This is a genomic window from Micrococcus sp. Mcc89 (assembly GCF_024519795.1).
GTDB classification, from domain to species: Bacteria; Actinomycetota; Actinomycetes; order Actinomycetales; family Micrococcaceae; genus Micrococcus; species Micrococcus luteus.
In genome coordinates, this window is record NZ_JALJRI010000022.1 from 16,076 (window position 1) to 38,829 (window position 22,754).

Sequence of the window (22,754 nt, forward strand, 5' to 3'; positions counted from 1 at the left end):
AGCGCATGACCTTCGGCCGTGCGATCAACCGCGGCCTGCACCGTGCCCTGGCCGACGACCCCAAGGTCCTGCTCATGGGCGAGGACATCGGCGCCCTCGGCGGCGTGTTCCGCATCACCGACGGCCTGCAGGCCGAGTTCGGCGAGGACCGGGTGCTCGACACCCCGCTGGCCGAGTCCGGCATCGTGGGCACGGCCATCGGCCTGGCGATGCGCGGCTACCGTCCCGTTGTCGAGATCCAGTTCGACGGCTTCGTGTACCCGGCGTTCGACCAGATCGTGGCGAACCTGGCCAAGCTGCGCGCCCGCACCCGTGGCGCCGTGCCGATGCCGGTGACCATCCGCATCCCCTTCGGCGGCGGCATCGGCTCCCCGGAGCACCACTCCGAGTCGCCCGAGGCCTACTTCCTGCACACCGCGGGCCTGCGCGTGGTCTCCCCGTCCTCCCCGCAGGAGGGGTACGACCTCATCCGCGCCGCGGTCGCCTCGGAGGACCCGGTGGTCTACCTCGAGCCCAAGCGTCGCTACCACGACAAGGGCGACGTGGACCTGGACGTCGCGATCCCGCCGATGAGCCCCGCCCGCATCCTGCGCGAGGGCCGTGACGCCACGCTCGTGGCCTATGGTCCGCTCGTGAAGACCGCCCTGCAGGCCGCCGAGGTGGCGGCCGAGGAGGGCGTCGAGGTCGAGGTGCTCGACCTGCGCAGCCTGTCCCCGCTGGACACCGGCCTGGTCGAGTCCTCGGTGCGGCGCACCGGCCGGCTCGTCGTCGCGCACGAGGCCTCCCGCACCGGCGGCCTCGGCGCCGAGCTCGTGGCCACGGTGGCCGAGCGCGCGTTCCATTGGCTCGAGGCCCCGCCGGTGCGCGTCACCGGCATGGACGTGCCCTACCCGCCGTCCAAGCTCGAGCACCTGCACCTGCCGGACCTCGACCGCATCCTCGACGGCCTGGACCGTGCTCTGGGCCGGCCGAATTCGCTGGACTCCGTGGACGCGTTCGCCGCCCCCGAGACCGCCGAGCAGTTCCTCGCCGCCCAGAACGCCGGGGAGGAGACCCGATGAGCCAGAAGACCTTCCGCCTGCCCGACCTCGGCGAGGGCCTGACCGAGTCCGAGATCGTGACGTGGCGCGTGGCCGAGGGCGACGCGGTGACCGTGAACCAGGTGCTCGCCGACGTCGAGACGGCCAAGGCCGTGGTCGAGGTCTCGAGCCCGTTCGCGGGCGTCGTCGCGGCCCTGCACGGCGCCGAGGGCGAGACCCTCGAGGTCGGTGCGCCCCTGGTGACCTTCACCCTCGAGGGCGCCGAGCCCGACGTTGGCGGGCCCGCCGAGGGCGACGGCCGCGTGCCCACCCTCGTCGGCTACGGCGCCGCGCCGGACACCGGCAAGCCCGGCCGCCGTGCTCGGCGCGGCTCAGCGGCACCGGCGACGTCGGCCGCCCCGGTGGGTGAGCCCGCCCGCGGACAGGCGCCGTCCACGTCGGAGGCGGCCCCGGCCGGCGCCGGGCGCCCGCAGCCCGAGGCCGCCGAGCCCGTCCGCGCGGACGCGGCCCCGGAAGCAGTGCGGGGCGCGGCGTCGGGCGAGCGGCCCCGCTGCACCCCACCCGTGCGCCTGTACGCGCGCCGCGCGGGCGTGGATCTGGAACAGGTCACCGGCACCGGCGTGGGCGGGGTCATCACCCGCGCGGACGTCGAGGCGTTCCTGGCCGGGGGCGGGCAGCCCGCGGCCGCGGCGACGCCGCCGCAGTCCGGCGCCGAGTCGGGCTCGACCGGGGGCGTCCGCACCCTGGGCGGCCGCCCGCGCACCGAGGCCGTGCCGGTCAAGGGCGTGCGGAAGGCGACGGCGGCGGCCATGGTGCAGTCCGCGTTCACCGCCCCGCACGTGACCGAGTTCCTGCAGGTGGACGTCACCGAGACCATGGAGCTGCTCGCCGAGCTCAAGGCCTCCCGCGAGTTCCGGGACGTCAAGCTCACGCCCATGACGCTCGCCGCCAAGGCGTGCCTCGTGGCGATGGAGCGCACCCCGGACGTCAACGCCCGGTGGGATGAGGCCGCCGGGACGATCGTGCAGCAGAACTTCGTCAACCTCGGCTTCGCCGCCGCCACCCCCCGCGGGCTGATGGTGCCGAACGTCAAGGACGCCCAGGCGATGAGCCTGAGGGAGCTGGCCGACGCCATCCGCGATCTCACGGGCCTCGCCCGCGAGGGGCGGCTGTCCCCGGCGGATCTGGCCGGCGGCACCTTCACGCTCACGAACGTCGGGGTGTTCGGCGTGGACGCGGGCACCCCGATCATCAACCCGGGCGAGGGGGCGATCATCGCGATCGGCCAGGTCCGGAGGATGCCGTGGGAGCACCGCGGTGAGATCGCCCTGCGGGACGTCATGACGCTGTCCCTCTCGTTCGACCACCGCTTCGTGGACGGCGAGCAGGGCTCGCGCTTCCTCGCAGACGTCGGCGCGATCCTGCGCCGCCCGGGTCTGACCCTGACCATGGTCTGAGCGCCCCGGACGCGCCGCGGCCCCGCCGCCCGGGCACCGGGGGGAGGCGGGGCCGTCGTCGTGGCAGGCCGGCGCGGCCGCGGGCACGGCGGGGGCCACGGGGCGCGCTCAGTCGGCGGCGGGCAGCTCCATCACGAGCTCGGTGATGACCTCGGCGCGGGCGTTGGAGAAGACCTTCTCCTCGCCGACGGTCTCGAAGCCGCGGCGGGAGAGCACCTTCACGGAGCCCACGTTGTCCTCGGGCACGTGCGCCCGCAGCGGGCGGGCGGTGTGCTCCTCGAGGAACCGGTCCACGGCCGCGGTCGTCAGGCCCAGGCCCCAGTAGTCCTGCGCGGTCCAGAAGGACAGCTCGCCCACGCCGTCCTGCTGGGTGCACACGAGCGCACCCACGGCGCGGCCCTCGTGCTCGATGGTCCGCACGACGGTGTCCTCGTCCCCGAGCAGGTGGGCCCAGTGGTAGTCGAAGACACCGCGGTCCCGGGGGTTGCGGGGGGCGAAGGCGGACATCAGGTTGGCCTGCTCGTCCTGCTGGTGGAGGAAGAACTCGTCCAGATCCTCGGGTCGGACGTCACGAAGAAGCACGGCGGTGGACCTCTCGGGGCGGGGTTCGACGGCGTCCGCCGTCGCGGGTACCGGCCACCGTACCACCGGGCACGACGTCGGCCCGCCGGGCCGGTGCCGCCCGCTCAGTCCTCGCCGGAGAGCGGCCCGGGGGCCGTGGCCGCGGCCCAGGCCATGGCCACGAGGGTCGCGCGGCGGGCCGCGCGGTCGGCCGCGGTGCGCCGCACCGAGCGGGGGGTGGAGTTGAGCAGGCCCAGCACGGCCTGGGCGCGGAACACGGCGGTGGCCTGGTCCTCGCGGGGGTGGACGACCTGCAGCTGGCGCGCCCACACGTCGATGTAGGCGCGCTGGGTGCGCGTGATGGCCGTGCGCGCGCCGTCGGGCAGGGCGGACATGTCGCGGTCCTGCACGCGGATCACGTCGCGCTGGGCGAGGGCGAAGTCCGCCTGGAAGCCGATGAGGGCCCGCAGGGTCTCCGCCCCCGGCGCGTGCTGCGCCTCGGCGGCCAGCCCGCCGTCGAGCAGGTCCTGCGAGGCCGTGTCGAGGATCGCCGTGAGCACGGCGGCCTTGCCGGCGAAGTGGCGGTAGATGGCGGGGCCGCTGATCCCGACCGCGGCGCCGATGTCCTCGAGGCGGACCGCGTCGAAGCCCCGGGCCGCGAACAGTCGCGCCGCGGCCGCGAGCAGGTCCACCCGGCGTCGGGCCTTGGCGGCCTCCCGGGCGGTCGGCGGGGTCGCCGGGGCGGCGGGGGACGCGGGATCGGCGGCGGGCATGGGTTCCACTGTAGGACGAGACGAGGCGCGCCGGGCGCCCGGTCGACGTCAGTGACGATCGTCACTACACTGAGGCTCGGTTCAGTTAGTCGTCATTCACTGAAGGGGGTCTCATGACCGCCAGCACCCCGGCCCCGGCCGCGCAGTCCGCGCCCACCGTGGCCGAGCGCAACGCGGCCGGCCACGCTCGGCTCGAGCAGGAGCTCGCCGACCTCGTCGCCCGCACGTCGCTCGGCGGGCCCGAGCGCTCGCGCGAGCGCCACACCGGCCGCGGCAAGCTGCTGGTGCGGGACCGCATCGACGCGCTGCTCGACGAGGGCTCGCCCTTCCTCGAGGTCGGCGCGCTGGCCGCGCACGGCCTGTACGGCGGGGACAGCCCCGCCGCCGGCGTCGTGGCGGGCATCGGCCTGGTCCACGGCCGCCTCGTGATGGTGGTGGGCAACGACGCCACCGTGAAGGGCGGCACCTACTACCCCATGACGGTGAAGAAGCACCTGCGGGCCCAGGAGATCGCCCTGGAGAACCGCCTGCCGTGCATCTACCTCGTGGACTCCGGCGGCGCGTTCCTGCCCCGCCAGGACGAGGTCTTCCCGGACCGCGAGCACTTCGGCCGCATCTTCCGGAACCAGGCGCTGCTCTCCTCGCAGCGCATCCCGCAGCTGGCCGCGGTGTGCGGCTCCTCCACGGCGGGCGGCGCGTACGTGCCGGCCATGTCGGACGAGACCGTGATCGTGCGCGAGCAGGGCACCATCTTCCTCGGCGGCCCCCCGCTCGTGAAGGCCGCGATCGGGGAGGACATCTCGCCCGAGGACCTCGGCGGCGGCCGGTTGCACGCCGAGCGCTCCGGCGTCGCGGACCACCTGGCGGACGACGACCTGCACGCCATGCAGATCCTCCGGGACATCGTGGCCACCCTGCCCCCGGCCGAGGCGCCGGCCTGGGAGGTCGCCCCCGCCGCGGAGCCCGCCAAGGACCCGGCCGAGCTGACCAGCGTCGTGCCCGTGGACGTGAACACCCCCTACGACGTGCGCGAGGTGATCGACCGCCTCGTGGACGGCGGCTCCGTCCACGAGTTCAAACCCCTCCACGGCACCACCCTGGTCACCGCGTTCGCACGGATCGACGGCCACCCCGTGGGCGTCCTCGCCAACAACGGCATCCTGTTCGGCGACTCCGCCCGCAAGGGCGCGCACTTCATCGAACTGTGCGACCAGCGCGGCACCCCGCTGCTGTTCCTGCAGAACATCTCCGGCTTCATGGTGGGCCGGGACGCGGAGGCCGGCGGCATCGCGCGCGACGGCGCCAAGATGGTCACCGCCGTCGCCACCGCCCGCGTGCCCAAGCTGACCGTGGTGATCGGCGGCTCGTTCGGCGCCGGCAACTACGCGATGTGCGGCCGCGCCTACTCACCCCGCTTCCTGTGGATGTGGCCGAACGCGCGCATCTCCGTGATGGGCGGCCCGCAGGCCTCCTCCGTGCTCACGCAGATCAAGCAGGACCAGCGGGCCGCCGCGGGGGAGGAGCCGATGTCCCCCGAGGAGGTCGAGGCCTTCCAGGCGCCGGTCCGTCGGCAGTACGAGGACCAGGGCAGCCCCCTGTACTCCACCGCCCGCCTCTGGGACGACGGGGTGATCACCCCCGGCCAGACCCGCCGGGTGCTCTCCCTGGCCCTCGACGTCATCTCCCGTTCCCCGCTGCCGGACTCCCGGTTCGGCCTGTTCCGCATGTGAGGCACCCGTGACCGAGAACCACGCCCAGGGGACGCCCCTGTTCGACACCGTGCTGGTGGCCAACCGCGGCGAGATCGCCGTGCGCGTCATCCGCACCCTGCGCCGCCTCGGCATCCGCTCGGTGGCCGTGCACTCCGACGCCGACGCCGACGCGCGGCACGTCCGCGAGGCGGACACGGCGGTCCGCCTCGGCCCGGCACCGGCCCGCGAGTCCTACCTGGACATCGACGCCGTCGTCGACGCCGCGCGCCGCACCGGCGCCCAGGCCGTGCACCCCGGCTACGGCTTCCTGTCCGAGAACGCCGACTTCGCCCGCGCGCTGGAGGCGGCCGGCATCGTGTTCGTGGGCCCTCCCGTGGGCTCGCTCGACGCGATGGCGGACAAGATCCGCGCGAAGGAGACCGTGGCCGCGTACGACGTGCCGGTGGTCCCCGGCATCCAGGACCCCACGCTCACCGACGCGCAGAACACGGCCGAGGCCGAGCACGTCGGCTTCCCGCTGCTGATCAAGCCCTCCGCGGGAGGCGGCGGCAAGGGCATGGTGGCCGTGCGCGCCGCCGAGGAGCTGCCCGGCGCCCTCGCCTCGGCCCGACGCACGGCGCGCTCGGCGTTCGGCGACGACACCCTGCTGCTCGAGCGGCTCATCACCGCGCCCCGGCACGTCGAGGTGCAGGTGTTCGCGGACGCCCACGGCGCCACCGTGCACCTGGGTGAGCGCGAGTGCTCCCTGCAGCGCCGCCACCAGAAGGTGATCGAGGAGGCCCCCGCGCCCCTGCTGACCGGGCTGGCGCACGGGGCCGAGCTCCGCGAGCGCCTGGGCCGGGCCGCCGTGGACGCGGCCGTGTCCGTGGGCTATCGCGGCGCCGGCACCGTCGAGTTCCTCGTCTCGGACGAGAACCCGGACGAGTTCTTCTTCATGGAGATGAACACCCGCCTGCAGGTGGAGCACCCGGTCTCCGAGGAGGTCGTCCGGGTGCGCGGACAGCGCCTGGACTTCGTGGAGCTGCAGCTGCGCATCGCCGCGGGGGAGCCGCTCGGCTTCGCCCAGGAGGACGTGAGCCTCGACGGCGCCGCCGTCGAGGCCCGCGTCTACGCGGAGGACCCCGCGAACGGCTTCCTGCCCTCCACCGGGCCGGTGCTGCGCTGGCGCGAGCCCGCCGGCGAGGGCGTCCGCGTCGACACGCTCCTGCTGCCCTCGCAGGGCGAGGAGCGTGCGTTCGGCTCTGGGCCCGCCACCGCCGTCGGCGCCGTGGACCCCGTGGACGTCGACGGCGCTCAGCCCGAGATCACCGGCTTCTACGACCCGATGATCGCCAAGCTCATCGCTCGTGGCGCCGACCGCACCGAGGCCCTCGAGCGGCTCGACGCCGCGCTCGCGGACACCGTGCTGTTCGGCGTCCGCTCCAACCTGGGCTGGCTGCGCGAGCTCGCCGCTCGTGAGGACGTGCAGGCCGGCCGGCTCACCACCGAGCTGATCGACGGCCTCGAGGCGTGGACCGCCCCCGCGCTGCCCGAGGACCTCGCCGCCCTCGCGGCCGAGGCCCTGGCCGACGTGTCCGAGGACGCGGCCGCCGCCGAGCAGCGCGCGGCCGGCACCGCGTGGGCCCGGGCGGACGGCTGGCGCGGCGCAGGCGCCCCGCAGCCCGGGATGCGCGTCCGGGTGGGGGACGAGGACCGCATCCTCACCGCCCCCGCCGCCGACGCCGAGGTGGACGAAGACGCCGGAGCCCTGGCGGGCGTCAACCTCCTGGCCGGTGACCCGCGGGACCCGCGCTCGGCGTGGCTGCACCGCGACGGCGCCGCGTGGCAGGTCCGCCGCCTCACCCGGGCCGAGGTGGTCGAGGCCGCCCGCGCGGCCGCGGCCGCGCGCCGTGCCCCGGCCGGCGCAGCGTCCCCCGAGGCCCGCACACCCATGCCGGGCACCGTCGTCGCCGTGTCCGTGGCCACCGGGGACACCGTGGCCGCGGGCCAGGAGCTGGCGGTGGTCGAGGCCATGAAGATGGAGCACCCCGTCACGGCCGCCGTCGCCGGCGTCGTGACCGTCCACGTCGCCGAGGGCGACCCCGTGGCCGCGCAGGCGTTGATCGCCGTCGTCGAGCCCGCCGAGAACGCAGCACCCGAAGAGAACGCCTGAGAACAGGAGAGGACCATGAGCACCAAGCACCGCACCCTGCCCGCCCTCGAGGAGGACTACCAGGTCCTCTCCGACACCGTCCGCGAGTTCGCCGACGAGGTCGTGGCCCCGGTCTCCGCCGAGCTGGACGCCAAGCACGAGTTCCCGTATGAGATCGTGGCCCAGATGGGCGAGATGGGCCTGTTCGGCCTGCCGTTCCCCGAGGAGTACGGCGGCATGGGCGGCGACTACTTCGCCCTGGCCCTGGCCCTCGAGCAGCTCGGCCGCGTCAACCAGTCCGTGGCCATCACCCTCGAGGCCGGCGTCTCCCTGGGCGCCATGCCGCTGCTGAAGTTCGGCACCGAGGAGCAGAAGCAGCGCTGGCTGCCGGACCTCGTGGCCGGCACGCACCTGGCCGGCTTCGGCCTCACCGAGCCGGGCGCGGGCTCCGACGCCGGCGGCACCCAGACCACCGCCGCGCTCGAGGACGGCCAGTGGCGCATCAACGGCGCCAAGGAGTTCATCACCAACTCCGGCACGGACATCACCTCGCTCGTCACCGTCACCGCCGTGACCGGCACCGTGGAGGGCAGGACCGGCCACGACGGCCGCCCCGCCAAGGAGATCTCCACGATCCTCGTGCCCGCCGGCACCGAGGGCTTCTCCGTGGCCAAGGCCTACGACAAGGTCGGCTGGAACTCCTCGGACACCCACGCCCTGCACTTCACGGACGCGCGCGTGCCGGAGGAGAACCTGCTGGGCGCCCGCGGCCGCGGCTTCGCCCACTTCCTCGAGATCCTCGACGAGGGCCGCATCGCCATCGCGGCCCTGGCCACCGGAGCGGCCCAGGGCTGCGTGGACGAGTCGGTCGCCTACGCCACGCAGCGGACCTCGTTCGGCCAGAAGATCGGGCAGTTCCAGGCCGTGTCCTTCAAGATCGCCCGCATGCAGGCCCGCGCGCACGCCGCCCGCCTGGCCTACTACGAGGCCGCCCAGAAGATGCTGGCCGGCAAGCCGTTCAAGACCGAGGCCGCCATGGCCAAGCTGATCGCCGGCGAGGCCGCCATGGACAACGCCCGGGACGCCACCCAGGTGTTCGGCGGCTACGGCTTCATGAACGAGACCCTCGTGGCCCGTCACTACCGCGACTCCAAGATCCTCGAGATCGGCGAGGGCACCACCGAGGTGCAGCTCATGCTGATCGCCCGCGAGCTGGGCCTCTGACGTGACAGAACGCGTCGAGATCGAGCAGCGGGGCCGCTACGCGGACGAGCTGGCGGTCGGTCAGGTCTACCTGCACCGGCCCGGCCGCACGCTCACCGAGGCGGACAACGTGCTGTTCACCACCCTCACCATGAATCCGCAGGCCCTGCACCTGGACCACGCGTACGCGGCGGCCCAGCCGTTCGGCCGCCCGCTGGTCAACTCGATGCTGACGCTGTCCACCCTGGTGGGCCTCGCCGTCGGGCAGACCACGCAGGGCACGCTCGTGGCCCAGCTCGGCCTGGGGGAGATCGCGTTCCCGAAGCCGGTCTTCCACGGGGACACGCTCTACGGGCGCTCCGAGGTCACCGCGATCCGCGAGTCCTCCTCGCGGCCGGGGCAGCGGATCGTCACGTTCGCGATGACGGGGGAGAACCAGCACGGCGACGTCGTCGTCCGCGCCCAGCGCACCTGTCTGATGTGGACCGCGCAGGCGCACGCGGAGGCCAAGGCGAAGGCCGCCGACGCCGCAGGGACGGGAGAGCGGGCATGAGCGCGCTGACCCTCGGACCGGCCGTCATGTTCACCCCGGCGGACCGCCCCGAGCGGTACGCCACGGCGCTCGAACGCGCGGACGCGGTGATCCTCGACCTCGAGGACGCCGTCATCCCGGAGGCCCGGCCCGCCGCGCGGGACGCCGTCGCGGCGGCCTGGGCGGGGCGGGCGACGGGCGGGGTCGACGGCGGCCCGCTGGACGAGGACCGCGTGGTGGTGCGCGTGAACCCCGCGGGCACCGCGGACCACGACGCCGACCTGGCCATGCTCGCCGGGACGGGCTGGCGCACGCTCATGCTCGCCAAGGCCGAGTCCGCCGCGCAGGTGGACGGGGTCGTCGCCGCCCTCGGACCGCAGACCCGCGTCGTCGCCCTGTGCGAGACCGCGGCCGGGATCCTTGCCGCCGCCGAACTGGCCGCCCACCCGCACGTGGGTGCGCTGATGTGGGGCGCCGAGGACCTCGTGGCGTCGATGGGCGGCAGCTCCTCCCGTACCCCCGAGGGCGCCTACCGCTCCGTGGTCCAGCACGCCCGCGCGACGGTGCTGCTGGCGGCGGCCGCCCACGGCGCGGCCGCATGGGACGCCGTCCACCTGGACCTCGGCGACGAGGCCGGGCTGGCCGCCGAGGCCGAGGACGCCGTCGCCCTGGGCTGCACCGCGACCGTGTGCCTGCACCCGCGCCAGGTGCCCGTCGTGCGCTCCGCCTACACGCCCGCCCCGGAGGCCGTCGAGCGCGCCCGGCGCGTCCTCGCCGCGGCCGAGGGCCGACACGGGGCCTTCGAGCTGGACGGGACGATGGTCGACGAGGTGGTCCTCGCCCAGGCCCGCGCGGTCCTGCGCCGCGCGGACGCGGCCCGGCCCGCGAGTCCCTGACCGGCTCCTCGGCGGCCCCGTGCCCCGGCGGCTCCGTGCCGTCGGGGCGCGGCCGTGTCCGCACGGCTGCGCCCCGGGGCTGTCACAGGGGCGCACGGCCCAGGGGTGCGCTTGACGGCGCACCCCTCCGACCGCCAGAGTGTGGTTGTCATCACAGTGATCTGTCTCACACTGATTCGTCCCACGCACCCCGGAGGGCCCATGTCATCCAGCGAGCCCACGGCGCCGGTCCCCACGGCCGCGCAGTTCCGCGCCGCTCAGCAGTCCGAGGAGTTCATCGAGCTCCGGCGCACCCACCGATCCTTCGCCTTCCCCATGACCGTGGCGTTCTTCGTCTGGTACCTGGTGTTCGTGATCGTCGGCGCGTTCTTCCCCGAGTTCATGGCGATCCGCCTCGGCGGCAACATCACCCTCGGCCTGGTCCTCGGACTGCTGCAGTTCGTCACCACGTTCCTGATCACCTTCGCCTACGTCCGTTTCTCCAACCGGACCCTGGACCCCCGCGCCACGGCGCTGCGCGAGCGCCTCGAGCGCGAGGCGGCCGGCGCCCCCGAGAACCCGGAGGCCACGCGATGAGCGCGCTCACCCCCCTGCTCCAGGCCGCCGCGCAGACGGTCGGCAACCCCGCCGTGAACATCGGCATCTTCGTCGCCTTCGTGGTGGTCACCCTCGTGATCGTGATCCGCGCGTCCAAGACGAACGCGTCCTCGGCCGACTACTACGCCGGCGGCCGCGGCTTCTCCGGCACCCAGAACGGCACGGCCATCGCGGGTGACTACCTCTCCGCGGCCTCGTTCCTGGGCATCGTGGGCGCGATCGCCCTCTACGGCTACGACGGCTTCCTCTACTCGATCGGCTTCCTCGTGGCGTGGCTCGTGGCCCTGCTGCTGGTGGCCGAGCTGCTGCGCAACACCGGCAAGTTCACCATGGCGGACGTGCTCTCCTTCCGGCTGCGCCAGAAGCCCGTGCGCATCGCCGCCGCCTTCGGCACCATGGCCGTCTGCCTCTTCTACCTCCTGGCCCAGATGGCCGGCGCCGGCGGCCTGGTGTCCCTGCTGCTGAACATCAACGACCGGGCCGGCCAGGCCCTCGTGATCGTGATCGTGGGCGTGCTGATGATCGTCTACGTGCTGATCGGCGGCATGAAGGGCACCACCTACGTGCAGATCATCAAGGCGATCCTGCTGATCGCCGGCGCGGGGATCATGACCGTGTGGTCGCTGGCCCTGTTCGGCTTCGACTTCAACGCCATGCTGGGGGCCGCCGTCGAGATGAACCCGAAGGGCGAGGCGATCCTCGAGCCGGGCCTGCAGTACGGCGCCAGCGCGCTGACCCGCCTCGACTTCGTGTCCCTGGGCATCGCGCTCGTGCTCGGCACCGCCGGCCTGCCGCACGTGCTCATGCGGTTCTACACGGTGCCCACCGCCAAGGAGGCGCGCAAGTCCGTGGTGTGGGCCATCGTCCTCATCGGCGCGTTCTACCTGTTCACCCTCGTGCTGGGCTACGGCGCCGGCGCGCTGATCGGCCCCGAGCGCATCCTGGCCGCGCCCGGCGGGCAGAACTCCGCGGCCCCGCTGCTGGCGTTCGAGCTCGGCGGCTCCATCCTGCTGGGCCTGATCTCGGCGGTCGCGTTCGCCACCATCCTCGCGGTGGTCGCGGGCCTGGCCATCACGGCGGCGGCGTCCTTCGCCCACGACGTGTACGGCTCCGTGATCGCCAAGCACCCGCTCACCCCGCAGGAGGAGGTGCGGATCGGCAAGATCACCGTGGTGGTGATCGGCGTCCTGGCGATCGTCGGCGGCATCGCCGCCCAGGGCCAGAACGTGGCGTTCCTCGTGGCGCTCGCCTTCGCGGTGGCGGCCTCGGCGAACCTGCCGACCATCCTCTACTCCCTGTTCTGGCGGCGCTTCACCACCCGCGGCGCGGTGTGGTCGATGTACGGCGGACTGCTCTCCGCGATCATCCTGATCGTCCTGTCCCCGGTGATGTCCGGGACGCCGACCTCGATGATCCCGGGCGCGGACTTCGCGGTGTTCCCGCTGAAGAACCCGGGCATCGTCTCCATCCCGCTGGCCTTCTTCCTCGGCTGGCTCGGCTCGGTGACCTCGTCGCGCGCCGAGGACCCGGACAAGCAGGCCGAGATGGAGGTCCGCTCCCTCACCGGCATCGGCGCCGAGAAGCCGGTGCAGCACTGATCCGCGGCTGACCCGGCCCCACGGGGGTCGGCGGGGCGGGACGTCGCGGTGCGGTGTCCGTCCGGCCGGCCCCCCGTCCGTGTCCAGGCCCGACTGGCATCATGGCGGGGGGACGCACGGATCCCTCACCGACTACACGCTGCCCGCCCCCGCCCCGGCGGACGACGACGGCGCCCCGCGCGCCGTCGCCCTGATCGGCTCCACGGGCTCGATCGGCACCCAGGGCCTCGACGTGATCGCCCAGGACCCCGCCCGGCTCCGGGCCGTCGCGCTCGCGGGCGGGGCGAACACGACCCTGCTGGCCGAGCAGGCCGTGCGCTTCGAGGTCGAGGCGGTGGGCTCCGCCGCGGCGGGGGAGGAGGAGCTGCGGGCCGCCCTCGCCGACGCCGCCGCCCGTCTCGGGCGCCCGGCCCCCCGACCCGTGCTGTTCACCGGTCCGTGCGCCGCCGAGCAGATCGCCGCGTGGCCCGGCGCCGACACCGTGCTCAACGGGATCACGGGCTCGATCGGCCTGCGGCCCACCCTCGCCGCGCTGCACGCCGGCCACCGCCTGGCCCTGGCCAACAAGGAGTCGCTCATCGTCGGCGGGGCCCTCGTGAAGGCGGCCGCCCGCCCGGGCCAGCTCGTGCCGGTGGACTCCGAGCACTCCGCGCTCGCGCAGGCGCTGCGCGGGGGCACGGCGGACGAGGTCCGCCGCCTCGTGCTCACGGCCTCGGGCGGGCCGTTCCGCGGCCTGGACCGCGCCGCCCTGCACGCCGTCACGCCCGCCCAGGCCCTCGCACACCCCACGTGGGACATGGGCCGCGTCGTCACCACCAACTCCGCCTCCCTCGTGAACAAGGCCCTCGAGGTGATCGAGGCCCACCTGCTGTTCGACGTGCCCCTGGACCGGATCGACGTCGTGGTCCACCCGCAGTCCGTGGTCCACTCGATGGTCGAGTTCGTCGACGGGTCCACGCTCGCCCAGGCCTCCCCGCCGGACATGCGCCTGCCCATCGCCCTGGGGCTGTGCTGGCCGCGCCGTCTCCCGGGCGCGGCCCCGGCCGGCGACTGGACGCGGGCGGCCACCTGGACGTTCGAGCCCCTCGACGAGGAGGCCTTCCCCGCGGTACGGGCCGCGAAGGAGGCGGCGGCCGCCTCGCCCACCCACATGGCCGTGTTCAACGCCGCCAACGAGGAGTCCGTGGACGCCTTCCACGCCGGCGCCCTGCCCTTCGACGGGATCGTGGACACGGTCCGCGCCGTCGTCGCCGACTATGCCCCCGAGCACGTGCTCGCCGCGGCCGGCCACGACCCCGCGCCGACGGGGCTCACCGTGGATGCCGTGCTCGCCGCCGAGGCCTGGGCGCGCCGTGCGGCGCGGGCCCGCTGGTGACCGTCGTGGAGATCCTCTGGTACGTCGCGGGCGTCCTCGCGGTCGCGCTGGGCCTGGCGGTCTCGATCGCCCTGCACGAGATCGGCCACCTCGTCCCGGCCAAGCTCTTCGGCGTGCGCGTCACGCAGTACATGATCGGCTTCGGCCCGACGCTCGTCTCGTGGCGCCGCGGCGAGACGGAGTACGGGTTCAAGGCCGTGCCGCTGGGCGGCTACGTCGCGATGATCGGGATGCTGCCCCCGCCGCGGCCCGGGCAGACGCCCCGCGCGGCGTCCACGGGCTTCGTCCAGCAGCTGGGCCGCATGGCCGACGACGCGCGGGCCCAGGCCGCCGAGGAGGTCCGCCCCGGCGACGAGCACCGCCGCTTCCTCGCCCTGCCGGTATGGAAGCGGGTGGTGATCATGCTCGGCGGGCCGTTCATGAACCTGCTCATCGCGCTGGGCGCCACCGCCCTGCTGGTCACCACGGTGGGCACCTCGCAGCCCAGCACCACCGTCGCCGAGGTCTACCGGTGCGTGGTCACGATGCAGGAGCAGCAGGCCCGCGCCGCCTCGGGCGGGACAGAGGACTGCCGCCCGGGCGATCCCGCCGCGCCCGCCCACGAGGCGGGACTGCGCCCCGGGGACACCGTGCTCGCCTTCGACGGGCGGCCGGTCTCCGACTGGGACGCCCTCTCCGCCGCGATCCGGGACCGCGCCGGACAGCCCACCCGGATCGAGTGGGAGCGCGACGGCGAGCGGATGAGCGCCACCCTGACCCCGCGCCTGACGGAACGGCCCGTGACGGACGCGCTGGGCCGGCCCGAGCGGGCCCCGGACGGGACCGTCGCGACCCACGAGGTCGGGTTCATCGGCATGGGCGCGCAGCTCGAGACGGTCCGCGGCACTCCGCTCGACGCCGGCCCGCTCGTGGCCCAGCAGGTGCGGGGCGTCGTCGACGTCGTCCTCGTGCTGCCGCAGCGGCTGTGGGACACCGCCGTCGCCGTGGTGACCCCGGCCGAGCGCGACCCGGACGGACCGATGTCCGTGGTGGGCGTCGGACGGATCGCCGGGGAGGCGGCGGCGCTCGAGCAGGCCACGCTGACGGACAAGGCCGCCCTGCTGCTGTCCCTGCTGGCGGGCGTGAACGTGGCGCTCATGGTGTTCAACCTCATCCCGCTGCTCCCGCTCGACGGCGGCCACGTGGCCGGCGCCCTGTGGGAGGCGGTCCGCCGAGGCTGGGCCCGGCTCACGGGCCGCCCCGACCCGGGGCCGTTCGACCTGGCCCGCATGCTGCCGCTGACCTACGCGGTGGGCGCGGCGATGCTGCTCATGGGCGTCATCCTGATCGTGGCGGACATCGTGGAGCCGGTCCGGCTGTTCTGAGCCCGGCCCGTTCGCCGTGGGCGGTCGCCCCGAGCCCCGGGGCGCCCGCGCGCCTAGGATGGACCGGAGAACCCGGCGGCCCCGCGCCGTCGACCCCGAGAACCCATGAGGAGCGCCCCCGTGCCCGTCAGCCTTGGAATGCCGTCCGCCCCGCCGCCCGTGCTGGCCCCGCGCCGCACCACCCGGCAGATCCAGGTGGGCTCGGTGGGCGTCGGCTCGCAGCACCCCGTCTCGGTGCAGTCGATGACCACCACCAAGACGCACGACATCGGCGCGACCCTGCAGCAGATCGCCGAGCTCACGGCCGCCGGCTGCGACATCGTCCGCGTGGCCTGCCCCACGGACAAGGACGCCGAGGCCCTCAAGGTCATCGCCCAGCAGTCCACCATCCCCGTGATCGCGGACATCCACTTCCAGCCGAAGTACGTGTTCGCGGCGATCGAGGCCGGCTGCGGCGCCGTGCGCGTGAACCCGGGCAACATCAAGAAGTTCGACGACAAGGTCAAGGAGATCGCGCAGGCCGCCTCGGACCACGGCACCTCCCTCCGCATCGGCGTCAACGCCGGCTCCCTGGACCCGCGCCTGCTGCAGAAGTACGGCAAGGCCACCCCGGAGGCCCTCGTCGAGTCCGCCGTCTGGGAGGCCTCCCTCTTCGAGGAGCACGGCTTCAAGGACTTCAAGATCTCCGTCAAGCACAACGACCCGGTGATCATGGCCCGCGCCTACGAGCTGCTCGCCGAGCAGGGTGACTGGCCGCTGCACCTCGGCGTCACCGAGGCCGGTCCGGCCTTCCAGGGCACCATCAAGTCCGCCACCGCCTTCGGCTACCTGCTCGGCCAGGGCATCGGCGACACCATCCGCGTCTCCCTCTCCGCGCCGCCGGTCGAGGAGGTCAAGGTGGGCCTGCAGATCCTGCAGTCCCTGAACCTGCGCGAGCGCAAGCTCGAGATCGTCTCCTGCCCCTCGTGCGGCCGAGCCCAGGTGGACGTGTACACGCTGGCCGAGCAGGTCACCGAGGGCCTCCAGGACCTCGAGGTCCCGCTGCGGGTGGCCGTCATGGGCTGCGTCGTCAACGGGCCGGGCGAGGCCCGCGAGGCCGACCTCGGCGTCGCCTCCGGCAACGGCAAGGGCCAGATCTTCGTCAAGGGCGAGGTCATCCGCACCGTGCCCGAGGACCAGATCGTGGAGACCCTCATCGAGGAGGCCAACCGGATCGCCGGTGAGATGGACCTGGGGGAGGACGGCGGTGACCAGGCTGCCGCCGGTGCCCCGGTGGTCTCCGTCCACTGACCGGGAGGTCCGGGCCGCCACGGGTGACCGCGTCCGCCTGCTGACCGACGCGGACACCGCCGCGCTCGCGGCCCTGTCCGCCCGTGCCCCCGTGTCCAACGTGTTCGTGGACTCCCTGCTCGAGGCGGGCCGCCTGGCCGGCCCGCGCGGGGGAGCGGCGGGCACCCTGTTCCTCGGGATCGACGACGACGCCCCGGGCGCCGGCGCGCTGCGCGCGGCCGTCTGGATCGGCTCGAACGTGGTGCCGGTCGCCGCGTCCGAGGCCCCGGACGCGGGCTGGGCGCCGGGCGACGCGGAGGCGCTCGGCGCGGCGGCCGCCGCGCTGCGCCGCCGGTACGGGTCGGTCTACGGCCCGGCCGGTCCCGTGCTGGCCGCCGGCGAGGCCCTCGCCGCCGCGGGCCACCGGTCCCGGTCCGTGCGCCCCAACCAGCCGCTGCTCGTGCTGGGCACGGCCGGGGGGATCGACCCGAACCCGTACGTGGTGCAGGCGCAGCCACGCGACTTCGCGCGCGTCCTGCCGGCCAGCGCGGCGATGTTCGAGGAGGAGCTCGGCTTCTCCCCGTTCACCGGCGGTGCGGCCCAGTACCGGGACCGCGTCGAGCGGCTGATCCACGCCGGGCGCGTCTTCATCGACCCGGGCCCGCGCGACGCGGGCGGCCCGCTGCGCTTCAAGGCGGACATCGGGCTGCTCTCCTCCCGGTGCGCCCAGATCCAGGGCGTGTGGATGGCCCCCGCCGCGCGCGGCCGAGGGCTGGCGGTGTCAGCGATGGCCGCCGTCGTGGACTACGTGCGCCTCCAGGCTCCCGTGGTCAGCCTCTACGTCAACGCGTACAACACCCCCGCGCTGCGCACGTACGAGCGCGTGGGGTTCGAGCGGCGCGGCACGTTCGCGACCGTCCTGTACTGACCCGGCGGACCCTGCGCGGGCGATAGGATCGGCGGTCAGGACGTCGGGCACCCCGTGTCGGCGTCGTCCCGTCCCGCGCGCCGCCCCCGACCGCGCGAGCCCGTCCGAGGAGGCCCCGCCATGCCCCTGCGCATGTCCACCCTGTTCCTGCGCACCCTGCGCGACGACCCGGCGGAGGCCGAGGTGGCGAGCCACAGGCTCCTCGTCCGTGCCGGCTACATCCGTCGCGCGGCCCCGGGCATCTACTCGTGGCTGCCGCTGGGCCTGAAGGTGCTGGCCAAGGTGGAGCGGATCGTGCGCGAGGAGATGGACGCGATCGGCGCCCAGGAGGTGCACTTCCCGGCGCTGCTGCCGCGGGAGCCCTACGAGGCCACGGGGCGCTGGGAGGAGTACGGCGACGGGCTGTTCCGCCTGCAGGACCGCAGGGGCAACGACTACCTCCTGGCCCCCACGCACGAGGAGATGTTCACGCTCCTGGTGAAGGACCTGTACTCCTCGTACAAGGACCTGCCCGCGTACCTGTACCAGATCCAGACCAAGTACCGGGACGAGGCCCGCCCGCGCGCCGGCCTGCTGCGCGGGCGCGAGTTCATCATGAAGGACTCCTACTCCTTCACGGTGGACGACGCCGGCCTGGACGCCGCGTACGAGGCCCACCGGGCCGCCTACCTGCGGATCTTCGACCGCCTCGGCCTCGAGGTCGTGCCGGTGCGGGCCACCTCCGGTGCGATGGGCGGCTCCCGCTCCGAGGAGTTCCTGCACCCCACCGAGGTGGGCGAGGACACCTTCGTCGAGTCCGACGGCGGCTACCGCGCCAACGTCGAGGCCGTCACCACGGTGGCCCCCGCCCCGCTGGACGAGGCGGCCATGGCGGCCCTGCCCGCCGCCGAGGTCAAGGACACCCCGGTCTCCACCACCATCGCCGCGCTCGTGGACGTCGCCAACCAGCTGGCCCCGCGCGACGGCGAGCCGTGGACCGCCGCGGACACGCTCAAGTGCGTCGTGGTCACCGCGGTGGTGGACGGCGGCGAGCGCCGCCCGTTCGTCGTGGGCGTGCCCGGCGACCGTGAGGTGGACCTCAAGCGTCTCGAGGCCTCCGTGGGCCCGGCGCTCGGCGTGGTCGGCGAGCCCACGCTCGAGGCCGCGACCGCCGCGGACCTGGCCGCGCATCCGGCCCTGGTCAAGGGCTACATCGGCCCCGCGGCGGCCGACGCGGTCGAGGGCACGCCGGTCCTCGGCGCGGAGGGCTCCGTCTCGGGCCTGCCCTTCTTCGTGGACCCGCGCATCGCCCCCGGCACCGCGTGGATCACCGGCGCGAACGCGGATCAGCGCCACGTGTTCGGCCTCGTGGCCGGCCGCGACTTCACGTGGGACGGCGTGCTCGAGGCCACCGCGGTGCGCGAGGGCGACGAGGCCCCCGACGGCTCCGGTCCGCTGCACACCCGCCGCGGCATGGAGATGGGCCACATCTTCCAGCTCGGCCGCAAGTACGCCGAGGCCCTCGACCTGAAGGTCCTCGACGTCCACGGCAAGCAGGTCGTGGTGACCATGGGCTCCTACGGCATCGGCATCACGCGCGCCGTCGCCGCGATCGCCGAGCGCTACCACGACGACAAGGGCCTGGCGTGGCCGCGCGCCGTGGCCCCGGCGGACGTGCACGTCGTCGTCGCCACGAAGGGCGAGGACGGCCTCGCCGCCGCCGAGACGCTCGCCGCGGGCCTCGAGGCCGAGGGCCTGACCGTGCTCGTGGACGACCGTCCGAAGGTCAGCCCGGGCGTGAAGTTCAAGGACGCCGAGCTCATCGGCGTGCCCACCACCGTGGTGATCGGCCGCGGCCTGGCCGACGGCGAGCTCGAGCTCAAGGACCGTGCCACCGGTGAGGCCCGCCCCGTGCCCGTGGACGGGGCCGTCGCGGCCGTGCTCGCGGAGGTGCGCGACGGGCGCTGAGTGGTTCGGCGCCGTCGAGCTGACCGCCGGACTGCTCGTCCTCGTGCTCGCCGCGGGCTTCGCGGCGGGCTGGATCGACGCCGTCGTGGGCGGGGGCGGCCTGCTGCAGCTGCCGGCCCTGCTGCTCGTGCCCGGGCTGAGCCCGATCCAGGCCCTGGCCACCAACAAGCTCGGCTCGGTGTTCGGCACGGCGACGTCGGCGCTCACCTACCGTCGGCGCCTGCGGCAGGACCTGTCCACCGCACTGCCGATGGCCGCCGTCGCCTTCGCGGCGGCCCTGGGCGGGGCCGTGGTCGCCGCGCATCTGCCGGCCGGCGTGATCCGGCCCGTGATCCTGGTGGCGTTGATCGCCGTCGCCGTGTTCACGGCCGTGCGCCCGGGCCTCGGACAGGTCGCCGGCGTGGGGCCGCGGCGGCGCACCGCGCTGGCCCGGGCCGTGGCGCTCGGCGCGGCGGTGGGCTTCTACGACGGCGTCCTCGGCCCCGGCACGGGCACGTTCCTCATCCTGGGGCTGGTCCTGCTGCTCAAGTTCGACTTCCTGCACGCCTCGGCACAGGCGAAGGTGGTCAACCTCGCGACCAACCTCGGCGCGCTCGCGTACTTCGTGCCCTCGGGGCACGCGGTGCTGGGCCTGGGGCTGCTGCTCGGCGCGGCCAACCTCGTGGGCGGCTACGTGGGGGCCCGCATGGCGATCGCCCGCGGCACCGGCTTCATCCGCGTGGTGTACCTCATGGTGGTGGCCGCGCTCATCGTCAAGGTCGGCGCGGACACCCTCGCCCCGCTGCTGCGCTGACCCCGCCCCGTCCGCCCCGGTCGGGAGCACTCGGCCCCGCCGTGGGCCGCCGGTAGGCTCGGCCCCGGATCCCGACCCCGGCCCCCGCCCGCGTGGCGCGGCGGCCCCGACCCGACGAGTGAGGCACCCCATGGACAGCACCGACCGCCGCGACGACCTCGCCGAGCTGCGCATCCGCGTCGAGGAGGCCCTGGCGGCCGACGACGTGGTGGTGGAGCAGGTGCGCGCCACGGGCACCGCCGAGCACCGCACCGTCGAGGTGGTCCTCGACCGCGCCTCGGGCACCCGGGGTCTGAGCCTGGACGACGTCGCCCGCCTCTCCGGCCGGGTCTCCGCCGCCCTCGACGCCCTGGGCGACCACGTGCCCGGCGTCGGCGCGGGGGAGTACCTGCTCGAGGTCACCACCGCGGGCGTGGACCGCCCGCTCACCGAGCCCCGCCACTTCGCCCGCAACGTCGGCCGTCTCGTCGAGGTCTCGGTCGACGGCGCCGCGCCCGTGACCGCCCGTCTGAAGGACGTGACGGCCGACGACGTCGAGCTGGCCGTGGTGCGCCCGCCCGCCAAGAAGGGCATGAAGGCCAAGGAGCTGCCCGCCGAGCGGGTCGCCCTCGACCGCCTCGGTCCGGCGATCGTGCAGGTAGAGTGGAGCCCCGCTCAGCAGGCCGGCGACGCCGACGCCGCCGCGGGCGAGGACACGGCCGAGCACACGGAGGCATGAGTTGGACATCGACATGAGCGCGCTGCGCATGCTGGAGGCGGAGCGGGAGATCCCGATGGACCGCCTCCTCCCCACCATCGAGCAGGCCCTGCTCATGGCGTACCACCGCACCCCGGGGGCCCTGAAGCGCGCCCGCGTGGAGATCGACCGCGCGACCGGCCACGTCACCGTGTGGGCCACGGAGCTGGACGAGGACGACACGCCCATCGGCGAGTTCGACGACACCCCGAACGGCTTCGGCCGGGTGGCCGCCTCCACGGCGCGCCAGGTGATGATCCAGCGCATGCGCGAGGAGGACGACGACAAGGTCCTCGGCGAGTTCAAGGACAAGGAGGGCGAGCTCGTCTCCGGCGTCATCCAGCAGGGCCTGAACCGCCACATGGTCCAGGTGAACCTCGGCACCCTCGAGGCCGTCCTCCCGCCGCCCGAGCAGGTGCCCGGCGAGGACTATGCCCACGGCCGCCGGATCCGCGCCTACGTGGTCTCCGCGACGCGCGGCGCCAAGGGCCCGTCCGTCACGGTGTCCCGCTCGCACCCCGGCCTCGTGCGCAAGCTCTTCGAGCTCGAGGTCCCGGAGATCGCGGACGGCTCGGTCGAGATCACGGCGCTGGCCCGCGAGGCCGGCCACCGCACCAAGATGGCCGTGCGCGCCACCCGCCCCGGGGTGAACGCCAAGGGCGCCTCCATCGGGGAGATGGGCAGCCGCGTGCGCGCCGTCATGACGGAGCTCAACGACGAGAAGATCGACATCGTCGACCACGTGGACGACCCCGCCGCGATGATCGCCAACGCCCTCTCGCCCGCCACGACCGTCTCGGTGGAGATCCTCGACGCGGACCAGCACTCGGCCCGCGCCGTGGTGCCGCAGTACCAGCTGTCCCTGGCCATCGGCAAGGAGGGCCAGAACGCCCGCCTCGCGGCCAAGCTCACGGGCTGGCGGATCGACATCGTCGGCGACGGGGTCACCACCTCGGCCCCGGGCCGCTGACCGTCCCCGGGAACAGATCCGGGCCCGGACGCGCTAGGATGGATGAGGTCCTTTCCCGATCCGACGCCCGTGAGGGGTGAACGCATGACGTCTCGGACGGTCGTGCGCACCTGCATCGGATGCCGATCGAGGGCGGACCAGCAAGAGCTGGTGCGCGTCGCTCTGGACTCCTCGACGGAACCCCCATCCGTCGTCTGGGACCCGGAACGACGCCGTCCAGGCCGGGGTGCGTGGCTGCACCCCGGTGAGGACTGCCTCCACCTCGCCCTGCGCCGCCGCGCGTTCGGGCGGGCCTTCCGGTCCGCCGTCGACGCCGACGCGCTGGGCCGCACTGCGGAGGCACCGGCTGACAGACCGACAGATGAAGGCGGGTCAGAGATCTGATGCGTACCCGATGAGCACTGAAGCATGAGTGCCCAGCGATGAACTTCACCCCCTGCTATCAGGCAGGCCGTGGTGCGCGTGCCCTGGTGGCGCGCGCGACGGCCTGGAGCAACGTCAACGGTCCCAGGACGCGCTGAGACGGACAGCCCGAGCGGCTCCGTTCCGGCCCGTGGGGCCAGAACAGGAGAACCGTGGCCAAGGTCCGCGTCCATGAGCTCGCCAAGGAGCTCGGCATCACCTCGAAGGAGGCCTTGAGCACGCTCAAGGACCTCGGCGAGTTCGTCAGCTCGGCTTCGTCCACCATCGAGCCCCCGGTGGTCAAGAAGCTGCGCAACGCCTACCCGGGTGCCGGCAAGTCCGCCGCCAAGCCGGGTTCCACCCCCGCCGCCCCGGCCGCGGGCCGTCCCGCCGCACCGAAGCCGGCGGCCGCCCCGTCGCCGCGCGCCGCGGCGCCCACGTCGGACGTCGGCGCCCCGGTGCCCGGTCCC

The 22,754-nt window shown here is 74.3% G+C and carries 21 protein-coding genes; 19 read left to right on the plus strand and 2 right to left on the minus strand.

From position 1 onward, the window contains the following. The first annotated feature begins 5 nt into the window (after positions 1-5). Both NR072_RS02540 and NR072_RS02545 read left to right on the plus strand, forming a co-directional pair. Positions 6-1,061 carry an alpha-ketoacid dehydrogenase subunit beta gene (locus NR072_RS02540; RefSeq protein WP_050773885.1) on the plus strand — a complete coding sequence of 352 codons (1,056 nt, stop codon included), beginning with the start codon at positions 6-8 and terminating at the stop codon, positions 1,059-1,061. After that, a complete protein-coding gene (locus NR072_RS02545) occupies positions 1,058-2,497 on the plus strand; it encodes a dihydrolipoamide acetyltransferase family protein (RefSeq protein ID WP_049147672.1) in 1,440 nt (479 codons plus the stop codon). The genes NR072_RS02540 and NR072_RS02545 overlap by 4 nt, the downstream gene beginning before the upstream one ends. Positions 2,498-2,605: 108 nt before the next feature. On the opposite strand, the gene NR072_RS02550 is transcribed toward NR072_RS02545, so the two are convergent. Then, positions 2,606-3,079, minus strand: a complete 474-nt coding sequence (locus NR072_RS02550) for a GNAT family N-acetyltransferase (protein ID WP_051995227.1) — start codon at positions 3,077-3,079, stop codon at positions 2,606-2,608. Between the two features lie 104 nt (positions 3,080-3,183). Next, positions 3,184-3,831 (minus strand): TetR/AcrR family transcriptional regulator, encoded by a 648-nt coding sequence (locus NR072_RS02555; protein ID WP_036338402.1) that lies wholly within the window; start codon positions 3,829-3,831, stop codon positions 3,184-3,186. Between the two features lie 113 nt (positions 3,832-3,944). Here NR072_RS02555 and NR072_RS02560 point away from each other — a divergent pair, with 113 nt between their 5' ends. The 17 genes from NR072_RS02560 to NR072_RS02640 all read left to right on the plus strand — a co-directional run. Then, positions 3,945-5,561, plus strand: coding sequence for a carboxyl transferase domain-containing protein (locus NR072_RS02560; RefSeq protein ID WP_145951534.1), 1,617 nt, complete (start codon positions 3,945-3,947; stop codon positions 5,559-5,561). A gap of 7 nt (positions 5,562-5,568) precedes the next feature. Then, positions 5,569-7,695 carry a biotin carboxylase N-terminal domain-containing protein gene (locus tag NR072_RS02565; RefSeq protein ID WP_256836012.1) on the plus strand — a complete coding sequence of 709 codons (2,127 nt, stop codon included), beginning with the start codon at positions 5,569-5,571 and terminating at the stop codon, positions 7,693-7,695. A 15-nt stretch (positions 7,696-7,710) separates the two neighbouring features. After that, positions 7,711-8,898 carry an acyl-CoA dehydrogenase family protein gene (locus NR072_RS02570; protein WP_036314059.1) on the plus strand — a complete coding sequence of 396 codons (1,188 nt, stop codon included), beginning with the start codon at positions 7,711-7,713 and terminating at the stop codon, positions 8,896-8,898. A 1-nt stretch (position 8,899) separates the two neighbouring features. Beyond that, positions 8,900-9,430, plus strand: a complete 531-nt coding sequence (locus NR072_RS02575; protein ID WP_002855019.1) for a MaoC family dehydratase — start codon at positions 8,900-8,902, stop codon at positions 9,428-9,430. Then, positions 9,427-10,305 carry a CoA ester lyase gene (locus NR072_RS02580; protein ID WP_134416516.1) on the plus strand — a complete coding sequence of 293 codons (879 nt, stop codon included), beginning with the start codon at positions 9,427-9,429 and terminating at the stop codon, positions 10,303-10,305. The genes NR072_RS02575 and NR072_RS02580 overlap by 4 nt, the downstream gene beginning before the upstream one ends. A 201-nt stretch (positions 10,306-10,506) precedes the next feature. Beyond that, a complete protein-coding gene (locus NR072_RS02585; RefSeq protein ID WP_134416518.1) occupies positions 10,507-10,881 on the plus strand; it encodes a DUF485 domain-containing protein in 375 nt (124 codons plus the stop codon). Then, complete coding sequence (locus tag NR072_RS02590; RefSeq protein ID WP_216880333.1) at positions 10,878-12,500, plus strand: cation acetate symporter; 1,623 nt, start codon at positions 10,878-10,880, stop codon at positions 12,498-12,500. Before NR072_RS02585 ends, NR072_RS02590 begins: the two co-directional genes overlap by 4 nt. A 139-nt stretch (positions 12,501-12,639) precedes the next feature. Next, positions 12,640-13,875, plus strand: coding sequence for a 1-deoxy-D-xylulose-5-phosphate reductoisomerase (dxr, locus tag NR072_RS02595; protein WP_166795261.1), 1,236 nt, complete (start codon positions 12,640-12,642; stop codon positions 13,873-13,875). Beyond that, on the plus strand, positions 13,872-15,239 hold the full coding sequence (locus NR072_RS02600; RefSeq protein ID WP_041104226.1) for an RIP metalloprotease: 1,368 nt from the start codon (positions 13,872-13,874) through the stop codon (positions 15,237-15,239). The genes dxr and NR072_RS02600 overlap by 4 nt, the downstream gene beginning before the upstream one ends. A gap of 105 nt (positions 15,240-15,344) precedes the next feature. Then, complete coding sequence (ispG, locus tag NR072_RS02605) at positions 15,345-16,529, plus strand: flavodoxin-dependent (E)-4-hydroxy-3-methylbut-2-enyl-diphosphate synthase (RefSeq protein WP_061866731.1); 1,185 nt, start codon at positions 15,345-15,347, stop codon at positions 16,527-16,529. After that, entirely contained in the window at positions 16,504-17,436 is a 933-nt protein-coding gene (locus tag NR072_RS02610) for a GNAT family N-acetyltransferase (RefSeq protein ID WP_041104228.1), read from the plus strand. The genes ispG and NR072_RS02610 overlap by 26 nt, the downstream gene beginning before the upstream one ends. Before the next feature lie 120 nt (positions 17,437-17,556). Then, positions 17,557-19,383, plus strand: a complete 1,827-nt coding sequence (locus NR072_RS02615) for a proline--tRNA ligase (protein ID WP_041104230.1) — start codon at positions 17,557-17,559, stop codon at positions 19,381-19,383. A gap of 43 nt (positions 19,384-19,426) precedes the next feature. Further along, positions 19,427-20,176 (plus strand): TSUP family transporter, encoded by a 750-nt coding sequence (locus tag NR072_RS02620; RefSeq protein ID WP_186319884.1) that lies wholly within the window; start codon positions 19,427-19,429, stop codon positions 20,174-20,176. 130 nt (positions 20,177-20,306) lie between these two features. Further along, entirely contained in the window at positions 20,307-20,894 is a 588-nt protein-coding gene (gene rimP / locus NR072_RS02625; RefSeq protein WP_041104232.1) for a ribosome maturation factor RimP, read from the plus strand. Position 20,895: 1 nt separating this feature from the next. After that, positions 20,896-21,882 carry a transcription termination factor NusA gene (gene nusA / locus NR072_RS02630; RefSeq protein WP_041104234.1) on the plus strand — a complete coding sequence of 329 codons (987 nt, stop codon included), beginning with the start codon at positions 20,896-20,898 and terminating at the stop codon, positions 21,880-21,882. Between the two features lie 84 nt (positions 21,883-21,966). Beyond that, a complete protein-coding gene (locus NR072_RS02635) occupies positions 21,967-22,266 on the plus strand; it encodes a YlxR family protein (RefSeq protein WP_228070540.1) in 300 nt (99 codons plus the stop codon). Positions 22,267-22,457: 191 nt separating this feature from the next. Beyond that, positions 22,458-22,754: translation initiation factor IF-2 N-terminal domain-containing protein (locus NR072_RS02640; protein WP_256836032.1), on the plus strand; the 297-nt coding region annotated here is incomplete at its 3' end.

Bases quoted from the DNA above. Each gene is read 5' to 3' on its own strand.
- NR072_RS02540 (WP_050773885.1), top strand. From the start codon at position 6: ATGACCTTCGGCCGTGCGATCAACCGCGGCCTGCACCGTGCCCTGGCC.
- NR072_RS02545 (WP_049147672.1), top strand. From the start codon at position 1,058: ATGAGCCAGAAGACCTTCCGCCTGCCCGACCTCGGCGAGGGCCTGACC.
- NR072_RS02555 (WP_036338402.1), bottom strand. From the start codon at position 3,831: ATGCCCGCCGCCGATCCCGCGTCCCCCGCCGCCCCGGCGACCCCGCCG.
- NR072_RS02560 (WP_145951534.1), top strand. From the start codon at position 3,945: ATGACCGCCAGCACCCCGGCCCCGGCCGCGCAGTCCGCGCCCACCGTG.
- NR072_RS02570 (WP_036314059.1), top strand. From the start codon at position 7,711: ATGAGCACCAAGCACCGCACCCTGCCCGCCCTCGAGGAGGACTACCAG.
- NR072_RS02580 (WP_134416516.1), top strand. From the start codon at position 9,427: ATGAGCGCGCTGACCCTCGGACCGGCCGTCATGTTCACCCCGGCGGAC.
- NR072_RS02585 (WP_134416518.1), top strand. From the start codon at position 10,507: ATGTCATCCAGCGAGCCCACGGCGCCGGTCCCCACGGCCGCGCAGTTC.
- NR072_RS02590 (WP_216880333.1), top strand. From the start codon at position 10,878: ATGAGCGCGCTCACCCCCCTGCTCCAGGCCGCCGCGCAGACGGTCGGC.
- ispG (WP_061866731.1), top strand. From the start codon at position 15,345: ATGAGGAGCGCCCCCGTGCCCGTCAGCCTTGGAATGCCGTCCGCCCCG.
- NR072_RS02615 (WP_041104230.1), top strand. From the start codon at position 17,557: ATGCCCCTGCGCATGTCCACCCTGTTCCTGCGCACCCTGCGCGACGAC.
- rimP (WP_041104232.1), top strand. From the start codon at position 20,307: ATGGACAGCACCGACCGCCGCGACGACCTCGCCGAGCTGCGCATCCGC.
- NR072_RS02635 (WP_228070540.1), top strand. From the start codon at position 21,967: ATGACGTCTCGGACGGTCGTGCGCACCTGCATCGGATGCCGATCGAGG.